This window comes from Roseateles sp. AC306, assembly GCF_979253795.1.
Map to the genome: position 1 here is coordinate 71,226 of NZ_CEEDEB010000005.1, position 18,094 is coordinate 89,319.

14 protein-coding genes are annotated in these 18,094 nt (G+C 70.1%); 6 read left to right on the top strand and 8 right to left on the bottom strand.

Annotation, left to right across the window (positions count from 1 at the left end; all coding sequences use genetic code 11):
* Nucleotides 1-5 precede the first annotated feature (5 nt).
* Both AC0IZJ_RS12515 and AC0IZJ_RS12520 read left to right on the top strand, forming a co-directional pair.
* A complete protein-coding gene (locus tag AC0IZJ_RS12515) occupies nt 6-1,550 on the top strand; it encodes a choice-of-anchor I family protein (protein WP_471850125.1) in 1,545 nt (514 codons plus the stop codon).
* A gap of 74 nt (nt 1,551-1,624) precedes the next feature.
* Nucleotides 1,625-2,836 (top strand): vanadium-dependent haloperoxidase, encoded by a 1,212-nt coding sequence (locus AC0IZJ_RS12520; protein WP_471850127.1) that lies wholly within the window; start codon nt 1,625-1,627, stop codon nt 2,834-2,836.
* Here the strand turns inward: AC0IZJ_RS12520 and AC0IZJ_RS12525 are convergent.
* Both AC0IZJ_RS12525 and AC0IZJ_RS12530 read right to left on the bottom strand, forming a co-directional pair.
* The gene (locus AC0IZJ_RS12525; protein WP_471850603.1) at nt 2,833-5,484 is read right to left on the bottom strand and encodes a prolyl oligopeptidase family serine peptidase; all 2,652 of its coding nucleotides are present in this window, start codon (nt 5,482-5,484) and stop codon (nt 2,833-2,835) included. The two genes, AC0IZJ_RS12520 and AC0IZJ_RS12525, sit on opposite strands and share 4 nt — an antisense overlap.
* A gap of 51 nt (nt 5,485-5,535) precedes the next feature.
* Entirely contained in the window at nt 5,536-5,934 is a 399-nt protein-coding gene (locus tag AC0IZJ_RS12530; RefSeq protein ID WP_471850129.1) for a hypothetical protein, read from the bottom strand.
* 271 nt (nt 5,935-6,205) lie between these two features.
* Between AC0IZJ_RS12530 and AC0IZJ_RS12535 the strand changes: the two genes are divergently transcribed.
* The 4 genes from AC0IZJ_RS12535 to AC0IZJ_RS12550 all read left to right on the top strand — a co-directional run bounded on the left by AC0IZJ_RS12535 (nt 6,206) and on the right by AC0IZJ_RS12550 (nt 12,172).
* Nucleotides 6,206-6,430: a hypothetical protein gene (locus AC0IZJ_RS12535; RefSeq protein WP_471850131.1), complete on the top strand. Its 225-nt coding sequence runs from the start codon at nt 6,206-6,208 to the stop codon at nt 6,428-6,430.
* 23 nt (nt 6,431-6,453) lie between these two features.
* A complete protein-coding gene (locus tag AC0IZJ_RS12540; RefSeq protein ID WP_471850132.1) occupies nt 6,454-7,539 on the top strand; it encodes an esterase/lipase family protein in 1,086 nt (361 codons plus the stop codon).
* A 287-nt stretch (nt 7,540-7,826) separates the two neighbouring features.
* Entirely contained in the window at nt 7,827-9,932 is a 2,106-nt protein-coding gene (locus AC0IZJ_RS12545) for a diguanylate cyclase (RefSeq protein WP_471850134.1), read from the top strand.
* Nucleotides 9,933-9,967: 35 nt separating this feature from the next.
* Nucleotides 9,968-12,172 (top strand): molybdopterin-dependent oxidoreductase, encoded by a 2,205-nt coding sequence (locus AC0IZJ_RS12550; protein WP_471850136.1) that lies wholly within the window; start codon nt 9,968-9,970, stop codon nt 12,170-12,172.
* Here the strand turns inward: AC0IZJ_RS12550 and AC0IZJ_RS12555 are convergent.
* From AC0IZJ_RS12555 to AC0IZJ_RS12580, 6 genes are all read right to left on the bottom strand, one after another.
* Nucleotides 12,159-12,923: a LytR/AlgR family response regulator transcription factor gene (locus AC0IZJ_RS12555; RefSeq protein WP_471850138.1), complete on the bottom strand. Its 765-nt coding sequence runs from the start codon at nt 12,921-12,923 to the stop codon at nt 12,159-12,161. The two genes, AC0IZJ_RS12550 and AC0IZJ_RS12555, sit on opposite strands and share 14 nt — an antisense overlap.
* Nucleotides 12,920-14,089, bottom strand: coding sequence for a sensor histidine kinase (locus AC0IZJ_RS12560; RefSeq protein WP_471850140.1), 1,170 nt, complete (start codon nt 14,087-14,089; stop codon nt 12,920-12,922). The genes AC0IZJ_RS12555 and AC0IZJ_RS12560 overlap by 4 nt, the downstream gene beginning before the upstream one ends.
* 214 nt (nt 14,090-14,303) lie before the next feature.
* On the bottom strand, nt 14,304-14,654 hold the full coding sequence (locus tag AC0IZJ_RS12565; RefSeq protein WP_471850142.1) for a hypothetical protein: 351 nt from the start codon (nt 14,652-14,654) through the stop codon (nt 14,304-14,306).
* A gap of 140 nt (nt 14,655-14,794) precedes the next feature.
* Nucleotides 14,795-15,409, bottom strand: a complete 615-nt coding sequence (locus tag AC0IZJ_RS12570; protein WP_471850144.1) for a hypothetical protein — start codon at nt 15,407-15,409, stop codon at nt 14,795-14,797.
* Nucleotides 15,410-15,526: 117 nt separating this feature from the next.
* Nucleotides 15,527-16,144, bottom strand: a complete 618-nt coding sequence (locus tag AC0IZJ_RS12575) for a response regulator transcription factor (protein ID WP_471850146.1) — start codon at nt 16,142-16,144, stop codon at nt 15,527-15,529.
* Entirely contained in the window at nt 16,137-18,050 is a 1,914-nt protein-coding gene (locus tag AC0IZJ_RS12580; protein WP_471850148.1) for a sensor histidine kinase, read from the bottom strand. Before AC0IZJ_RS12580 ends, AC0IZJ_RS12575 begins: the two co-directional genes overlap by 8 nt.
* Nucleotides 18,051-18,094: the final 44 nt, after the last annotated feature.

Here is an 18,094-nt window from a genome sequence, read left to right on the forward strand (position 1 = left end):
CCCCCATGAAGCGCACTCGACTGATCCAGGCCCTTGCCGCCACCTTTGCCCTGAGCGTGGTGACCATGAGCGCAGCCCATGCCGCCAGCGTGCTGGACGGCGCCAGCCAGGTCTGGGCCAACGCCCATGCCGGCACTCCCAGCGGCTTCCTGTCCGAGATCGTCGCCTTCGACGCAGCCAGCAAGACGCTGTGGGTGGCCGGCGTCAAGGGCGTCGCCGTGCTGGACGCGAAGACCGGCGCCTCGCTGAGCTTCATCGACGTCAGCGCCTGGGGCGCCATCAACAGCGTGGCCATCCACAACGGCGTCGCCGCCTTCGCCATCGAGGCCAGCGACCGCAAGCTGCCCGGCGTCGTGCAGCTCTACGACACGACCAGCCGCTCGCTGCTGGCCGGCACCAACACCATCGCGGTGGGCTCGCTGCCCGACATGCTGACCTTCACGCCGGACGGCAGCCGCCTGCTCGTCGCCAACGAGGCCACGCCGAACGCGGGCGGCTACGGCGCCCGCATCGGCACGACCGTGCCGCGCAACTATGGTGTGGGCGCCGCCGATCCCGTCGGCAGCGTGAGCATCATCGACGTGGCCAGCCGCGCGGTCGTCTCGACAGCGACCCTGGCCGGCGTTGCGCAAAGCGGCAACAACATCCGCACCAACACCGGCATGGACTTCGAGCCGGAATACATCGCCGTCAACAAGGCCGGCACGCAGGCCTATGTGAGCCTGCAGGAAGCCAACGCCATGGGCGTGCTGGACCTGCAGAGCGGCCAGTTCACCAAGGTGGTCGGCCTGGGCGCGAAGGACTTCTCGCAGGCCGGCAACGCCATCGACGCCGTCTACAACGACGGCCAGGTGAGCTTCCAGGCCGTGGCGGCCAAGGGCCTGTACATGCCCGACGGCATGGCCAGCTTCAGCCACGGCAGCAAGACCTATGTGGTGATGGCCAACGAAGGCGACTACCGCGAGGACGACGCCGACCGCTCCGCCGCCACCAGCGTCGGCGCGACCGGCCCGACGAGCACGCTGCGCATCTCCAACACCGACTCGTCGGCCGGCAACCTGTTTGCCGCGGGTGCGCGCTCCTTCTCCATCCGCGACGCCGACGGCAACCTGGTCTATGACAGCGGCAACATCCTGGACGTGCAGGCCAACCTGGCCGGCATCTACAACGATGGCCGCAGCCGTGATAAGGGCGTTGAGCCCGAGGGCGTGGAGCTGATGGAGATCGGCGGCAAGACCTTCGCCTTCATCGGCCTGGAGCGCACGACGACCGGCGCGGTGGCGGTGTTCGAGATCGACGCCAACGACCCGAGCAAGACCAGCTTCGTGCGCATGCTGACGATGAACGGCCAGATCGCGCCCGAGGGCCTGAAGGGCTTTGCCATGGACGGCATGTACTACCTGGCCGTGTCGGCCGAAGGCGCCGATGGCGTGGGCGCCGGCACTGCGCTGTTCGCGCTGGCGCCCGTGCCGGAGCCGGGCACCTACGCGCTGATGCTGGCGGGGCTGGCCGGCGTCGGCCTGATGGCGCGGCGCCGCCGCAGCAGCTGAGCCGCGTCATTCCGGTTGGGGTTGCGGCCCCGCAGCGACATGGCTAGCGTCCCGGCTTCACTCCGGGGAGCCCCATGTCCAGAATCCTTCGCGCCACGGGCGCCCTGCTCCTGGCCCTGCTGGCGGCCATGCCGGCACGTGCCGACATCGTCAGCGACTGGGCCGAGGCCACGCCCAAGGTGCTGGCGAAGTCGCCGCGCTCGCAGCTGCTGCACACGACGCTGCTGACCGACCTGGCGATGTTCAATGCGCTGAACGCCATCACGCCGCGCTACCAGGCCTATGGCGTGGCGCCCGCACCGGTGCCCGACGCCTCGCCCGAAGCGGCCGTGGCCTCCGCCGCTCGCGTCGTGCTGGGCAGCGTGCCGGGCGCGGACCAGGCCTTTATCGAGAAGACCTACGAAGCCTCGCTGAAGGGCGTGACCGATGCCGCCGCGCGCAGCAAGGGCGTTGCACTGGGCCGGCGCGTGGCGCTGGCGCTGCTGAGTGCTCGCTCGGACGACAGCTTCAGCCGCGTCGATCCGCCCAAGATCGAGCCCGCGCCGGGCGTGCACGTGCTGACACCCGAGCACAAGCAGGAGTCCGGCGTCGGCTCGGCGCGCATGAAGCCCTTCGGCATCAAGGACACGGCCGCCTTCGACCCCGGCCCGCCGCCGGCCGTGGGCAGCGCCGTCGCCCAGCGCGACCTCGCCGAGGTCAAGGCTCTGGGCGGGCGCGTCAGCACCCAGCGCACGGGCGAGCAGTCGGTCATCGCGCTGTTCTGGAACTCCGGCGAGGGCGAGGACGCCGTGGCCATGCTCAAGAAGCTGGCCGAGCACAACAAGGCCACGCCGCTCGAGTTCGCCCGCATGCTGGCGCTGATGGACATGGCCGATCTGGACTCGCGCATCGTCTACACCGGTATCAAGACCAAGTACCGCCACTGGCGGCCCTACAACGCGCTGCGCGGCGCCTTTGCCGATGCCAAGCTGCGCGACGCGGCTTGGGAGCCATTGATCCACACGCCGCCCAACAGCGACTACCCGTCGGGCGGCGCTGTCGGCGGCGGCACGCTGGCGACGCTGATGACGGCCTTCCGTGGCGACAGCCAGGCGCCGCTGGTCTGGGTCAACAGCGCGCTGTCGATGACGCGCAGCTGGCCCACGCCCGAGGCCATGGGCCTGGAGCTGGCCAACTCACGCGTCTGGAGCGGCGTGCACTTCCGCAACTCCGTCGACGTGGGCTATCGCCTGGGCCAGAAGGTGGCCGAGGAAGTGCTGGCGACGCAGTTGCGGCCCCTGCCTTAAGGGTTCGCGCGGCCCAGGTTGCGCAGCCAGAAGGCCTCGTACTTGCGGTGCCAGCCAGCGGGCTTGACGACGCCGCCCATGGCATGCACGCCGTCCGGGTCGAGGAAGAGTTCGACCAGGGACTCCTTGCCCGAGTCCAGCAGTTCGCGGTAGACATTGACCGTGTCCTGGTAGAGCACGTTGGGGTCCTGCATGCCGTGCACCAGCATCAGCGGCTTGCGCAGGCCTCGGGCCAGCGGCAGCAGCGAATACTTGCGCAGCACGGGCTTGCTGCGGTCGGTGGCCTTGCCGATGGTGCGGCCGCTGTACCAGCTGTTGTAGTTCTCCCATTCGGTCGGGCCGGCACCGGCGATGCCGGCGGCGAACAGATCGGGCCGCGTGTACATCGTGTACTGGGTCTGAAAGCCGCCGAAGCTCCAGCCGTTCAGGCCGATGCGGGCCGGGTCCACGCCGTAGGCGGGCAGCAGCTTGACGAGGTCTTCCAGGTCCTCGGCCTGCGGCTCGCCAGGGCGCTCCCAGTTGGCGTCGGAGAACTTGCGGCCGTAGTTGCTGTGGCCGCGTGGGTCGACGGCGACGGTGACGTAGCCATGCTTCGCCGCCAAGTACTGGCCGAACAGGTAGGCCGTGTTCTGGAAGCTGTCGACCTCGACGATGTGGCGGTCGTTCAGCGGGCCGCCGTAGACGTAGACGATGCCCGGGCGCTTGTCCGTCGCCTGCCAGCCGGCCGGCTTGAAGACATAGGCCTCGATGCGGTCACCATGGCGGTTGGTGAAGGCGAAGCGCTCGGGGCGCAGCAGGTTCAGCGTGGCCCAGGCCGGGTCGCTGCTGTCGGTCAGCGTGCGCGGCGCGGTCTTGCCGTCAGTGGCCAGCAGCTTGAGTTCCGGTCGACGAGCCCAGTTGCCGGCATTGGCGCTGACCCAGCGGCCATCCTCCGACGCCGCCGCGCTGCGGTGGAAATCGCCGACGGAGCCCAGCGCCTGCATGGCGCCACTGGCCATGTCGACACGCATGAGGTTCATCGCCGCCGCGTCGCCCTGATTGGCCAACACGAACACCGCCTGGCTGTCGGCCGTGAAGCCGACGATCTGGTGGGCCTCGAACTCGCCCTTCACCAGCGGCCGTAGCGCCTTGCTGGCCACGTCGATGGCATAGGGCTGGCGCCAGCCGGCTTCGTCGAGCGCCAGCACCAGCGTCTTGCCGTCGGGTGTGAAGCGGGGCTTGATCACGTTGACGACTTCGTGGCCGACATCGCCTCGGCGCTCCAGCACCAGCTCGGGCTTGGCCTCTTCATTGGCCGAGCCGATGTAGACCCGCAGCAGCTCCTTGTCGCGCTCCCAGGTCGTGAACGCGTAGCGGCTGCCATCGCGCGCCCAGGCGACGTCGCTCATCTCGAACCACACATCACCGCCGGCCTGCGTGAACACCGGCGCGGGCTGCTTGCGCGGCGCCTCGTTGCCGGTGGGCAGTTGGCGGATGTAGAGGGCGAGAGGCTGCTGCGTGCGCTTGTCGTCGGACACCTCGCGGTTGACCTTCTTGGCCGTGGCCCAGCGCTCGCTGTAATTCATGATCTCGACCTGCTTGGGCGGCGGCGCCGGCTTGTCGTCAGCGCCCTTGAGCGGCGCCTTGGCCAGCAGCGACATCCACCGGCCGTCCTCGCTGATCGCGGTTTCTGCGATCTTGTATTTCTTCTGCTCGTCGTCCGGGTGGATCAGTTCGCGGTTGACCACCTGCACGCCCGGCTGCCTGAAGCTGGCGCGCAGCACGCGGGTGTCGTCGGAGAACAGCACGCCGCTGTCGTCGGCCGTGTAGCCCACGAGGCGCAGCTCGCGCTGCGTCGCGACGACCGCAGCAGGCGCCTTGTCGTCCGCCCTCCAGCGGTACAGGCCGCCCCGGTACTGGAACACCAGTTCGTCGGCCTTGCGTGCCCAGGCGAACTGCGATGGGCCGGGGTAGAGGTCCGCCGGCTTGAGCTTGTCGCGGGCAAGCTTCTTCTTCAGCTCGTCGCGCAGTTCCCACAGCTCCTTTTCCTTGTCGTCCTTCTTGTCGGCGGCGGACGCAGCAGATGCGGGCGCCGCGGCAGGCACGGGCTTGCCGGCGCGCCGGGCGGCGAGCGCGGCCATGGCCTGCTTTTCGGCGTCGGCTTCGGCCTTGTCGGCCGCCTTCTGCGCATCGTCCCTGGCCTTCTTCTCGGCCAGTTCCTTCTTCAGCACCGCCAGCTGGGCGGCTTCCCATTGCGACAGGTCGACCTTGTCGCCGCGCAGATAGGCCTGTTGTGCAAGTTCGCGGGCCTGGCGCTCGGCATATTCGTCGTTGCGCTGCCTGAGTTTTTTGTCGAAGCGCTCCAGGTCCTCCGGCGCCTCGAACGCGGCCATGACCTGGGGTGAAGTGACCCGCTGCGTCTTGCCGGTCCGGGTGTCGTGCACCCAGAGATCGCTGCCCGGCTCGCCGAAGGGGCTCCACAGGTAGGCGAGATAACGGCCGCTGCGGCTGAAGGCGGCCTCCTTGGCGTTCTCGCCGCGATAGGGTTCGGCGCGGAAGATCTGTTCGAGCGTGGGAACAGACGGGTTGACGGCGGTCTGCGCCTGCAAGGGGGCGGCGGCCGAAAAGGCCAAGGCAAGGGCCAGGCTGCCGGCGGCAGCGAGATTCACGGGCTTCAAGGGGTCTCCTGAACGCCCCCTAGGGTTAGGGGCAGCCGAATTCTAGGAAACCATCGCCCCGGGCCTGTTCGTCACGGTCGAGTCCCTGGACTTGCGGTACAGCGCCACGCCCACATGGAGGGCCACGCCGATGCCGAGCAGGCACAGCGCACCCACGCTCCACACCACCCAGGCCAAAACGGTGACGCCGCCCGACAGCCACGGCAGCGTGCCCGCGAGTGCCTGCAACTGAGGCGTCAGCGTCTCCAGCGTGCCCGCGAGCCACTCGGCCACCGGCACCGGCAGCCAGGCGGTCAACGCCTCGGGCAGATTCCAGTCGCCGGTACTCAACGTGCCGGCATGAGACAGCGCCGCCGCCAGCAACGCCTCGCCCGACCACACCAGCGCTGACCACACCGCCAGCAGCAGCAACACCAGCACCCATCCCGCAACGATCACCATGGCACGACCTCCGGTCTATCAAGCGCCGCAGTGTGTTCGGCATCGCCGCTGCGAGGAAGACGTCTGCGGCTCAGTGATGGTTCTGGAAAACCGCACTCCATATGTCCACCGACACAATCTGCCGATTCGCCCGATACATCGCAGCGATGCAATGCCTCCATCCGACATCCCGATGGAGACCCGATGCAGCACGACCACGACCTGGGCCTTGCCCATGACCTGACCCGCCTGCAGCAGCAGGCCCTGGAACGGCGCAGCGCTGCGCTGGCTGATGAGCGCGGGCGCCCTGTCGCTGGGTGGCGCCGGTGCCATGGCGCTGGCGGGCTGTGGTGGCGGCGGCAGCAGCGACGACGGCACCACCGGCTCATCGTCGTCCTCCGGCAGCAGCCGCTGTACATCCCCCAGCAACTGGTGCGGCGGCAGGGAGGCGGTGCTGGTCTTGAGCAACCGCGTGGCGGGTGGGTTGCGGGCGGAGGTGGTGTTCCAGGGCGGATGAACGCCACGGCGCATGATCGCCCCATGAGCAAAGCCCAGCACCTGCGCGGCAGCAGCCGCCTCGCGACGGACGCCGTCACGGGCGTGACCAACCTCGTCGAGGCCATGCACGCCGAGATCACGCGCCTGCCGCTGACCGCGCCGCGTGACCGTACCTCCGGCATCACCGGCCTCGTCTACCGCAGCGTGCGCGGCGTGACGAGGCTGGTCGGCGGCGGGCTGGATCTCGCCCTGGCTGCGCTGACCCCGCTGCTCGGCCAGGCGACACCCGCCCGCGCCAACGCCACACTGGCCGCGCTGAACGGCGTGCTCGGCGACTACCTCGAAGCCACCGCCAACCCGCTCGCCACGGCCATGAGCCTGCACCCGCTCGTGGACGGCGCGACCGGCCCGGCCATCGTGCTGCTGCACGGCCTGTGCATGAACGAGGCGCAGTGGCGGCGCGACGGTGCGGACTTCCCCGCTGCGCTGGCCGCCCTCGGCTACCAGCCTCTCGGCCTGCGCTACAACACCGGCCGCGCCATCTGGCGCAACGGCGCCGAGCTGGCCGAACTCCTGACCCGCGTGCCCGGCCCCATCACGCTGCTCGGCCACAGCATGGGCGGCCTCGTCGCCCGCAGCGCCATCGCGCAAGCACAACGCAAACGCTGGCCCAAGCGCCTGCAAAGCCTCATCACGCTGGGCAGCCCCCACCTCGGCGCACCGCTGGAGCGCGGCGGCCAGCAGGTGCAGCAGCTGCTCGGCGTCAGCGCCTATTCGCGTCCGCTGGCCGCTCTGGCCGCGCGGCGCAGCGCCGGCATCCGTGACCTGCGCCACGGCAGCCTGCTCGAAGTGGACGAGGGCGTTGCGAGCCGCATTCCGCTGCCCGCTGGGGTGGCCTGTTATGCCGTGGCCGCAACGACGGCCAAGAAGCCGAGCGGCCCGCCAGCCCGCTGGCTGGGCGACGGCCTGGTGCCCGTGTCCAGCGCGCTCGGCCAGCACCGCGAGGCCGCGCGCCGGCTGGCCTTCACTGACACCGCCGTCTTCACCGGCCTGGGCCACCTCGGCCTGCAGACCGATGCCGCCGTGCTCAAGCAGCTACAGGACTGGCTGGGCTCAGGCCACAGGTGACGTGAGATTCACCGCCGGCAGGGCCACGCAGAAGCCAGGACGCCACCGAACGCGCAAAGCTGCACGCATCCGTTCCGCCCTGCGCCGACGCACCCGAGTCCATCAGGTGGGCAAGCCATAGACTGGGACAGCCGCATTTACGAGCGTCGCCGTGCCGATGCCGGCATCCAGTGCACTCCATCGCCGCAGGTATGGCGCAGACAGAAAAAGGGCCGGACCGGCCCCTCACAGATCAAGGAACGCTAGCGCGGGCAGGCATGCGGCTGGTGTTGTGCGCGGCGCTCGGCATGCCATTCACGGTGTCAGCGCTGACGGCGCTGGCAGAGTCACCGTCCGCCGCAGCGAGCTCGTCCACCGGGCCTGGCACCCAGGCCCCGGCCGTGGACATCGCGGCTGTGAAGGCAGCGATCACGTCGGACGACCGCCGCCGGCCCGTCGCCTCGATCGCCCTGGCCCGCCAGGCGCTCTCGGCCACCGCTCTGAAACCCGAAGATCGGACCTGGCTGCGCACGCGCCTGGTACGGGACCTGATTCGCGTTCAGCGCACCGACGAGGCCATCGCCCATGCAGTCCTCGGCCAGCGGGAGGCGCCCGAAGAGCGCGAGCGCCTGCACTTTGAGCGGCTGCAGATGTCGGCATGGACGGAAGCCGGCAACCCGGCAGAGGTGCTCAAGGTCTACCAGCGCATCGAAAGCCGGGTGCCGGCGCTGGGCGGCGATAACGCCGATACCTCCGGCAGGCTGATTGCGGCGGACGCCTGGCGCCTTGCCGGCATGGCGATGACCCGGCTCGGCCGTCTGCCTGAGGCCGCCGAGCTGTTGACGCGAGCGCTGCGCATCCTCGATGAGAGGCCCGACGCTGTCTACGAGCTCGCGCATGCGCTGACCGCCATGGCTCTCGTGCATTCGCGGTCCGGCCGCGTCGACGAAGCCCTGCGCAGCGTGCAGAAGGCCATCGACGTCTCGGAAGCCGCAGGAGATCGCTCCAGCCTGTCCAACTACTTCCTGCGCAAGGCGCACTTCCTGGCCATGCTCGGTCGCGCCGACGAGCAGTACGAGGCGCTGCTGAAGGCCCGCGCCTCGGCGCAGGAGGAGCAGAACAACTACAACCTTGCGGTCGCGGCGACCAATCTGGCCGACGTCGCCCTGCAGAAGAAGGACTACCGCAGCGCCCTGAGCCACGCCGAGGAGGCCATCCCGCTGGTGGAGCGCACCGGCGACAAGGAGTCGCTGTGGGTCAGCTGGATCAACAAGGGCATTGCGCTGAACCGGCTCGGGCAGCCCGGCGGCATCGAATGGATACGCAGGGCCGTCACCGCCTTTGCCGCGACACCGGGCATGGCCACCAGCGCGGCCGAATTCCAGGGCGTGCTGGCGGAAGAGCTGGCCTTCAAGCATGACTACCCACAGGCTTACGCGGCTGCCATGGAGTTCAATCGCCTCACCGGCGAGGTGCGCAAGGCCGCAGACCAGAAGCGCATCGCCGAGGCCAACGCGGCCTATGAGGCCGACAGGCGCCAGCGCCAGATCGATGCGCTGGAGCAGGAGCACCGGCACCAGCAGCGCTTCCGCTGGATGCTGGCACTGGCAGCGGCGGCAGGGCTGATCGCGGCGGTGGTTGCGGCCGTCAGTCGACACCACGTCAAGCGCGCCTATCGCGCCATGCGCGACATGGCGTTCTCCGATCCGCTGACCGGCCTGCGCAACCGCCGCCACCTCGTCAGCACCATTCACGAAGACCTGGCGCTGGCCCGGCGTCGGCTTGAGACTGTCGGTGCCGGCCGCGCGAGCGCCAACGTGGACATCGTCTTCATGATGATCGACATCGACCACTTCAAGGCGGTCAACGACGTGCACGGCCATGCTGCCGGCGACGCGGTGCTGAAGCAGTGCGCCGACGTGCTGCAAAGGCAGCTTCGCGAGTCCGACACCCTCGTGCGCTGGGGTGGCGAGGAGTTTCTCGTCGTCGTCCGGCAGGCGAACGCGAAGGAGTGCCATCTGCTGGCCGAACGCCTGCGCGCCAGCATCGCCACGCACGGCTTCACGCTGGACGACGGCCAGGTGCTGCGCAAGACCTGCTCCATCGGCTACGCCTGCCATCCGCTTCGGCGGGATGCCGCAGCACAACCGCCGGCAGACTGGAACGCCACCGTGGACCTGGCCGACCAATGCCTGTACGTCGCCAAGGCCAGCGGCCGCGACCTCTGGGTCGGCGTCGTCGACCGCGATGCGAGCCGCGCCCGCGAGCACCCCGGCACCGACGAGCTGCGCGCCGGCGTCGACCGCGGCATCTGGACCTTGCGCTGGCGCGACGGCCGCGACCTCGCCTGGCCGCCGTCCGCGCCTCCCGGTTCGTCGCCTGCGCGACGGACCCCGCCCGGGGGTGACGACTAAGCTGCCTGGCTGCACAGGAACGCCAGGAGACCGCCATGCCCGACAGCCACTACCGCATCTGCCCGCTCTGCGAGGCCTGCTGCGGGCTGGAGGTGAAGACCGAAGGCGCCAAGGTCATCGCCATCCGCGGTGCCGAGAACGACGTCTTCAGCCACGGCTACCTCTGCCCCAAGGGCGTGAGCCTCAAGGACCTGCACGAGGACCCCGACCGCCTGCGCACGCCGCTGATCAAGCGCGATGGCGCCTTCGTTGCGGCGAGCTGGGACGAAGCCTTTGCCGAGATCGAAAAACGCCTGCTGCCCGTCTGGCGCGAGCAGGGGCCGGACTCGATAGCGCTGACCATCGGCAACCCGGCCGCGCACAAGGTGAGCCTGCTGGCCTACACGCCCCGTCTGGTTCGCGCGTTAGGCACACGCAACGTCTTCAGCGCCTCGACGCTGGACCAGATGCCCAAGCAGCTGAGCGCCGGCCTGATGTTTGGCCACTGGCTGTCCATCCCGCTGCCCGACATCGAGCGCTGCGACTACCTGCTCATCCTCGGCGGCAACCCGATGATCAGCAACGGCAGCCTGTGGACGGTGCCCGACTACCGCGGCAAGGCCAAGGCGATGCGGGCGCGCGGCGGGCGCATCGTCGTGGTGGACCCGCGCCGCAGCGAGACGGCTGCTGCCGCCGATGAGCACCTGCCCATCCGTCCCGGCGGCGATGCGCTGCTGCTGCTGGGCATTGCGCACACGCTGTTCGACGAAGGGCTGGTGCAGTTGGGCCGACTGGCAGAACACGTCAACGGCCTGGAAGAAGCTCGCGCCGCCGTGCTGCCCTTCCCGCCCGAGCTCACCGCCGCTGGCTGCGGCATCCCGGCCGAGACGCAGCGCCGCATTGCCCGCGAGCTGGCCGCTGCGCCGCGCGCCGCCGTCTACGGCCGCATCGGCACCTGCACGACGCGCTTCGGCACGGTGAACTCCTGGCTGGTCGACCTCATCAACGTGCTGACGGGCAACCTCGACCGCGAGGGCGGCGCGATGTTTGCCAAGGCGGCGGCATTTGCGTCCAACACGCAGGGCAAGCCGGGCAGCGGAAAAGGCATCACGACCGGCCGGCGCAAGAGCCGCGTGTCCGGCGCGCCGGAGGTCTTTGGCGAGCTGCCCATCACGGTGATGGCCGAGGAGATGCAAACGCCGGGTGAGGGCCAGATCAAGGCGCTGATCACCATCGCCAGCAACCCGGTGCTGTCGGCGCCGAACGGCCCGCGCATCGCCCAGGCGCTGGAAGGCCTGGACTTCATGCTCAGCCTGGACATCTACGTCAACGAGACCAGCCGCCATGCCGACGTCATCCTGCCCGGCCTGTCGCCGCTGGAAGACTTGCACTTCGACGTCGCCTTCCCGCAGCTCAGCCACCGCAACCATGCGCGCTTCTCCGGCCCGGTGTTGGCCGCGCCGGCCGGCACGCCGCAGGAGTGGCAGACCATCCTCAAGCTCTGCGCGCTGCTGGAAGGCCGCGGCCTGGGGGTGGACGTGGGCCAGCTGGACGACGAGGCCATCGAATCCGACGTGCGCCGCTTTGCCGGCGATAACACGCCCGCCATCCTCGCCGCGCTGGAGCCCTGGCGCGGCCCCGAGCGCCTCATCGACCTGCAGCTGCGCGTGGGGCCCTACGGTGACCAGTTCGGCCGCAAGTCCGGCGGTCTCAACCTCGCCAAGGTGAAGGCGGCCAGCACCGTCGAAGGCGGCGGCGTGGACCTGGGCGCGCTGACCGCCCGCATCCCCGAGGTGCTGCGCACGCCGAGCGGCAGGATCGAGCTGGCGCCGCCGTCCATCCTGGCCGACCTGGCCCAGGTGAAGGCCGAGCCCGCGCCCGAATTCAGCCTCATCGGCCGCCGCGACACGCGCTCGGGCAACAGCTGGATGCACAACCTGCCCGTGCTCGCCAAGGGGCCGGAGCGCTGCACGCTGCTGGTCAACCCGGCCGATGCGGATCGCCTGGGCCTGGCCGAGTTCGCCAAGGTCAAGAGCGCCGTGGGCGAACTGATCGCGCGCGTCGAACGCAGCGCCGACATGAGCCCAGGCGTGGTGAGCCTGCCGCATGGCTGGGGGCATGACCTGGACGGCGTGCTGCTGGGTGTGGCCCGCGAGCGGCCGGGCGTCAACATGAATGCGCTGCTGGACGACGCGGCCCGCGACCCGCTCAGCGGCAACGCGGTGCTGAGCGGCGTGGCGGTGGAGATCACTGCCCCTTGAACAGCCCCTGAAACGGCCGCGACACGGTCAGCGTGTCCGGCGAGCCGCGCAGGCGCAGCAGCATGCCGCCGTCGTCGTCGCGCAGCGCGCTGGCGATCTGCGCGCTGGCGACGACGGTGGAGCGGTGCACCTGCTGGAAGCGCGTCGGGTCGAGCTGGGCCAGCAGGTCCTTCAACGGCGTGCGCAGCAAGGCCTCGCACTGCCGGCCGGCCTCGGCGTAGACGACGCGGGTGTAGCGGCTGTCGGACTCGCAATAGATCACGTCCTCGACGCGGATCAGCCTCACCTCCTTGCCCACGCCGGCCTGCAGCGTGTCGGGCCAGGCGGGGCGGCGCTGCTGGGTGGCCAGTTGCGCCAGCAGCTGCTGCAAGGCCTCGGGTGACGCAGCGGGCCGCTGCAGGCCCTGCCGCAGCCGCGCCACCGTCTGCGCGAGGCGCGCCGGGTCCAGCGGCTTGACGAGGTAGTCCACCGCGCCGGCATCGAAGGCCTGCAGCGCATGGTCGCCATGCGCGGTGACAAAGACGACCGGGCAACGGCCCGCGATGCGCCGCGCCACGTCGATGCCCGACAGGCCGGGCATGCGGATGTCGAGGAAGCAGGCGTCGGGCTCGTGGGCCAGCCACTGGTCCCAGGCGTCGGCACCGTGCTCGGCGCTGGCGACGATGCGGGCCTCGGGCCAGGCCTGGGCCAGCGCGTCGGCCAGTTGCTCGCGTGGCGCCGTCTCGTCGTCGGCAATCAGCAGTCGGGTCATGGCGTCTCCTCAATGAGGATTTCGGCGCGGGTGCCGCCTTCGGTGCGTCGTTGCAGCGTGAAGCGGGCACGCTCGCCAAAATGGTGCTTCAACCTCAGGCGCAGGTTGGCCAGGCCCACGTCGTCCTCGGCGTCGTCCGCCAGGCCCAGGCCGTCGTCGTCCACGCGCAGCCACCAGCGGCCCTCGGCCTCGCGGCCCGCAGCCAGCGTCAGCCGGCCGCCGCCGATCTTGGGCTCCAGGCCGTGCTCGACGGCGTTCTCCACCAGCGTCAGCAGCAGGCCCGGCGGCAGCGGCTCGGCTTCAAGGCCCGGCGCGATGTGGACCTCGCCCTGCACGCGTCCGTCCAGTCGTGCGGTCAGGATGGCGAGGTAGTGGCGCACGGCTTGCGCCTCGTCGGCCAGCGGCACGACGCTGCGGCCCAGCAGTTCGGTGCTGCGGCGCAGGAAGCCGGTGAGCTCGCGCAGCAGCGGGCCGGCACGCTCGTCACGGCGGTCCACCCAGTGCTGCAGCGTGGCCAGCGTGTTGAAGACGAAGTGCGGGTGTATCTGTGCCTGCAGCAGGCGCAGGTCGGCCTCCGCGGCGGCGCGCGCGGCGGCGTCGCGCTCGGCGACCAGCTTCAAACGGGCGAGCTGGCGGTCGCGTGCAGACTGCCCGGCCCGCGCCACGCCCACCAGCAGCAGCGAAAAGCTCAGGCCCAGCGGCACCACCGTGTAGGCCGATGAATGCAGGGCCGTCAGCGCGCTGCCGATGTCCAGGCTCTTGCCACTGAGCCCGCGCCCGAAGCTCAGGCCCAGCAGCATGGCGCCCACGCCTATCACCATGCCGAACATGAAGCCGCCGACGACGCGACCGGGCTTTTGCTGCGGCTTCAGCCAGACGCCCAGCAACGCGATGCTCAGCCCGAGCATGATCAGCGTGGCCACGCCCAGGGCAGCGCCCAGGCCCATGCCCCGGCCGTGCAGCCAGGCAGCGCCGCCAACCAGGCACAGCAGCCAGCCGGCCCAGGCGCCCAGGCCCTGGCGGGAGTAGAGGTAGATGTCGGTGAGCTCGACGCGCTCGCGCAGCGACGGGTCGTCGCCGCCCATGCGCTCGTAGTACGGCAGCGCCCAGCGGTAGTAGCGGCGCTGGAAGCGGTTGCCGTGGGCGAGGGGGTTGGGTGTGTCCATGGGCCGCACTCTAGGTGCGGCTGTCGGGCGGGCCGGTTCCCGGGCGGCGACTCACGTCATGGCACGTATGAAACACCGCCAGGCCAGCATGAGGCGCCGGCCTGGCGCGGTGGCACTTCGCTTTTCAAGTAGGTGGCGGGCGCGGGTTTCGCGCCGCCAGGGTGAACGACCGATCGCGCCTGATCGAGCAGCGCGACTGGCCATGCGACCCGACTCAACGAACCCGGTCGGTCTCGAGCGCGATGCGGTCGACGCTGCCGTCCACGTTGCGATACAGGCGCACGCGGCGCAGGCCGTCGGGGCTGATGAGCAACTCGTTGTTCTCGGCCTTCCAGGCTTCCAGCGGGCTCTCATCAAGAGCGATGCCAAGCCGGCTGGCGCCGACGTGGACCTTCAGCGTGCGGCCGTCATCCAGCAGGTACTCGCCCTGGGCCAGGCGCAGCATGGACCGGGCCGACACGGCGGGCACGGTGGGTTCCTGGGCACTCGCGGGCGCGGTGAGCGTGAGGGTTGCGAGCAGAGCGGCCGAGAGGGTGAGCGGTCGCAGATTCGTCCAGGTCTTCATGGTGTGGGTACTCCTTGGGTTCTCCGAGGCCAGTCGCCTCGGCACAAACCCTAGTGCAAAGCCCATGCCAGCTTTTAAACCAGTGTTTACCCGCCCTCATCCTCAATTCTTGCCCCAGCGCTGGGTCGGGCTGCGCCGCCTTAGGGAGTCATGCCTCGCGATGGCGCCCGGCGGCGCAGCGACGCGCCGCCCGCGCCCAGCAGCGCGACCAGGGCCAGGCCCGCCGACTGCGGCTCGGGCAGGCGGTTGTTGAAGACGACGTTGTCCAGCGAGATGTAGCCGAAGCCACGGCCCCCAGAGATGCTGACGCTGAGCACATCCTGGCCAATCACCAGCGTGCTGTAGCTGCGGTCCAGCGTCGCATCCATGCTGCCGCTGCCCCCCATGGCTAGCAGATAGGACACGGTGATGACACCGCCGACATCGGCGTCCGGCACATACCAGCTCTGGCCCAGATCGAGCCGGTCCAGGTAGAAGGCAGCGCCACCGACGGCCGTGATGCGCAGCGGGTCCTCGCTGTACAGCAGCGAGGCCGTGCCGTTGTAGGCACCCGGCAGCGGGTTGCCGTTGATGTCCTCCGGCGGTCGGTCCTCGATGCCCATGCAGTTCTGGCACGCCACCGTGAAGCTCAAGCCATCGGTCTCGACGTTGGTCATTGAGTAGTCGTAGCGCGGCATGTAGTCATCGAAAGTGACGACGGCAGCGGTCGCAGGGCCGATGGCTGCGGCCAGCAGCAGGGAGGCGAGGATGCGCATGTGTGTCTCCGGCGGTTGTTCTATTTGGCGAGGCTGCCAATGCTGACAGCGCCTTGTGTCAGCGACCGGCGCTGCATCCCATGTTTGAGGGGCTGCGATTCGTGGGGGGGCGAGATTTCACCGTCCGGCGATCAGCGTCGCCACCTCGGCCGCCGAGCGCACGCCCAGTTTGGCGAAGACGCGCGCACGGTGGACCTCCACGGTGCGGATGGACACGTTCAGCTCGTCCGCAATGATCTTGTTGAGCTTGCCGGCCGCCACACGCGCCATGACCTCGCGTTCGCGCTCGGTCAGGCTGGCCAGGCGCGCGCTGCGCTCCGCCGCCTGGGCACCTTCGGCCTGCATGGCGGCGTCCACGGCCAGTGCCTGCTCGATGCGGTCGGCCAGCGCGTTGTCGCTGTAGGGCTTCTCGAGGAAGTCGAAGGCGCCCTTCTTCAGCGCCTCCACGACCATGGGAATGTCGCCATGGCCGGTCAGGAAGAGCACGGGGTTGCGCAGCCGGAGCGCCAGCAGTTCGTCGTGCAGGCGCGTGCCGCTCATGGGTTCCATGCGCACGTCCAGCAGGAAGACGCCTCTGGGCGGCCGCTGCTCAAGCGCCAGCGTATCCAGCAAGGCCGGGCCGCTGGCGAAGGTGCGCACGTCCAGGCCGCGCGAGCGCAGCAGGAAGGCCAGCGCGTCGCGCACGCCCGGGTCGTCGTCGACGAGGTGGACGGTGCCCATCTGCGGCTCATGCATGTGCGGGCTCCCGGCTGGATTCGCGGCTCAAAGGCAGGCTGAAGGAGAACAGAGCGCCGCCGCCGGCCGCCTCATCGGCGTCGAGCAAGCCCTGGTGGGCCTCGACGATGGAGCGGCAGATGGCCAGGCCCATGCCCATGCCTTCGGACTTGGTGGAATAGAAGGGCGCGCACAGCTGCTCGACGCGCCGGCCGGCCAGGCCCGGGCCGTTGTCGCGCACGTCGATGCGCACGAATTCGCCCGCCACATGGCTGCTGACGGCGATGCGCCGGCCGGCCTCACGTGCCTGCAGCGCGTCGGCGGCGTTGCGCACCAGGTTGATGACGACCTGCTCGATCAGCACGGCGTCGGCCAGCACCGGCGGCACGCTGGCGGCAAGGTGCAGGTCCAGCGTGACGCCGCGGCGCTGCAGGTCGCGCCGCAGCAGGTCCAGCGCCGCGCTGATGACGTCGTTGAGGTCGCAGCGCTCGTGGCGCGGCTCGCGCCGGGTCAGGAACTCGCGGATGCGGGCGACGATGCGGCCGGCGTGCTGGGCCTGCTGGCCCAGGCGCTGAAGGGCACCGAGCACCAGTTCGTCCTGCACGCCGAGCTTGGCCAGCGAGTTGGTGATGCCGGCGTTGTAGCTGGCGATGGCCGTCAGCGGCTGGTTGAGCTCGTGGGCCAGCGTGGACGCGACCTCCCCCAGCATGGTCAGCCGCGCGTTGTGGGCCAGCATCTCGACCTCGCGGCGCTCGCGCTCTTCCAGCCGCTTGCGCTCGGTGATGTCGACGATGCTGCCCATCCAGCCGATCTGTCGGCCGCTGGCGTCCACCAGCGGCGACTCGAACACCATCACGTCCACCGGACGGCCCGACACGTGCTGCCAGCGCGCCTCGAAACCCTCGCGCGGCGCCTGGCCGGCGAGGTTGCGGCGGTTGCGCTCGGTCAGCTCGTCCAGCGCATCGGGCGGCCAGTAGGGCATGGGCGGCAGCAGCCCCACCAGCGCCTCCGCAGGCTGGCCGACCATGTCGCAGAAGGTGCGGTTGACGTAGAGCAGCCGGCCGTCGAAATCGCGCGCACGCAGCGCCACCAGGGCCGAGTCCTCCATCGCGCGGCGCCAGGCGGCCTCCGTGCGACCGGCCACCTCGGCACGCTCGACCTGGCGCATCTGGCGACGCAGCAGCCAGCTGGCCACGGCGATCAGCGGCAGAAAGCCGGCCACCAGCACCAGGGCCAGCGGCCGTATGCCGTCCGGCATCGGCTCGCGCAGCGTCAGTTCCAGCGCAGCATCGGTCAGCGTCTCGTCGGCCAGCGGGCTGGCGCGCAGCGGGCCGGTCAGCGCGACGCGGTAGCTGGGCCGCGGCCCCTGGGCGGCGCGCAGCGGCGACTCGGTGCTGGAGGCGATGACCTGGTCGGCGCTGTCCACCAGCTGCAGGTCGTACTTGCGCGCCAGCCACCAGGGCACGCCGCGCTTGAGCAGCAGCGCCGGTGCGTAGCGCACCACCAGCACGCCGTCGGGTGCGACACGCGCGGTGAGGTGCAGGGACAGTCCGTCCTCGTAGCGGTTGGCGCCCGGCTCGGCCGGCACCTCGGCCAGCACGCGGTTTCGCGCGTCCAGCCAGGTGACCGACAACCACAACCGCCGCAGCCCGGCGTTGACCTCCGGATGGGCGGCCAGAACGGCCTCGCCCGGCGCCTGGCCGGCCAGGCCGGCGGCGAGCTGGCGCAGATGGGCCTGTTCGTCGTCGATGCGGGCGCGCAGCTGGGACTCGGTGCTGAGCGCATCGGAGATCAGCGTCTGGCGCTGCAGCTCCTGCTCCTCGATGCCGTTGGCCCGCACCCAGGCCAGCACGCCGCCCACGAAGATGAGGGACAGCACCAGCGGTGCCAGCCACAGGCTGCGGGACAGGAGCGTGCGCGGCTTCATCCGTGGAGTCTATGGACTGGTGGGGCGGCCTTCACTGTGGAATT

Coding starts and splice junctions, on each gene's coding strand:
- AC0IZJ_RS12565 (WP_471850142.1), bottom strand. CDS start 14,654: ATGAAGACCTGGACGAATCTGCGACCGCTCACCCTCTCGGCCGCTCTG.
- AC0IZJ_RS12545 (WP_471850134.1), top strand. CDS start 7,827: ATGCCATTCACGGTGTCAGCGCTGACGGCGCTGGCAGAGTCACCGTCC.
- AC0IZJ_RS12550 (WP_471850136.1), top strand. CDS start 9,968: ATGCCCGACAGCCACTACCGCATCTGCCCGCTCTGCGAGGCCTGCTGC.
- AC0IZJ_RS12535 (WP_471850131.1), top strand. CDS start 6,206: ATGAGCGCGGGCGCCCTGTCGCTGGGTGGCGCCGGTGCCATGGCGCTG.
- AC0IZJ_RS12580 (WP_471850148.1), bottom strand. CDS start 18,050: ATGAAGCCGCGCACGCTCCTGTCCCGCAGCCTGTGGCTGGCACCGCTG.
- AC0IZJ_RS12555 (WP_471850138.1), bottom strand. CDS start 12,923: ATGACCCGACTGCTGATTGCCGACGACGAGACGGCGCCACGCGAGCAA.
- AC0IZJ_RS12530 (WP_471850129.1), bottom strand. CDS start 5,934: ATGGTGATCGTTGCGGGATGGGTGCTGGTGTTGCTGCTGCTGGCGGTG.
- AC0IZJ_RS12540 (WP_471850132.1), top strand. CDS start 6,454: ATGAGCAAAGCCCAGCACCTGCGCGGCAGCAGCCGCCTCGCGACGGAC.
- AC0IZJ_RS12575 (WP_471850146.1), bottom strand. CDS start 16,144: ATGCATGAGCCGCAGATGGGCACCGTCCACCTCGTCGACGACGACCCG.
- AC0IZJ_RS12560 (WP_471850140.1), bottom strand. CDS start 14,089: ATGGACACACCCAACCCCCTCGCCCACGGCAACCGCTTCCAGCGCCGC.
- AC0IZJ_RS12520 (WP_471850127.1), top strand. CDS start 1,625: ATGTCCAGAATCCTTCGCGCCACGGGCGCCCTGCTCCTGGCCCTGCTG.
- AC0IZJ_RS12515 (WP_471850125.1), top strand. CDS start 6: ATGAAGCGCACTCGACTGATCCAGGCCCTTGCCGCCACCTTTGCCCTG.
- AC0IZJ_RS12570 (WP_471850144.1), bottom strand. CDS start 15,409: ATGCGCATCCTCGCCTCCCTGCTGCTGGCCGCAGCCATCGGCCCTGCG.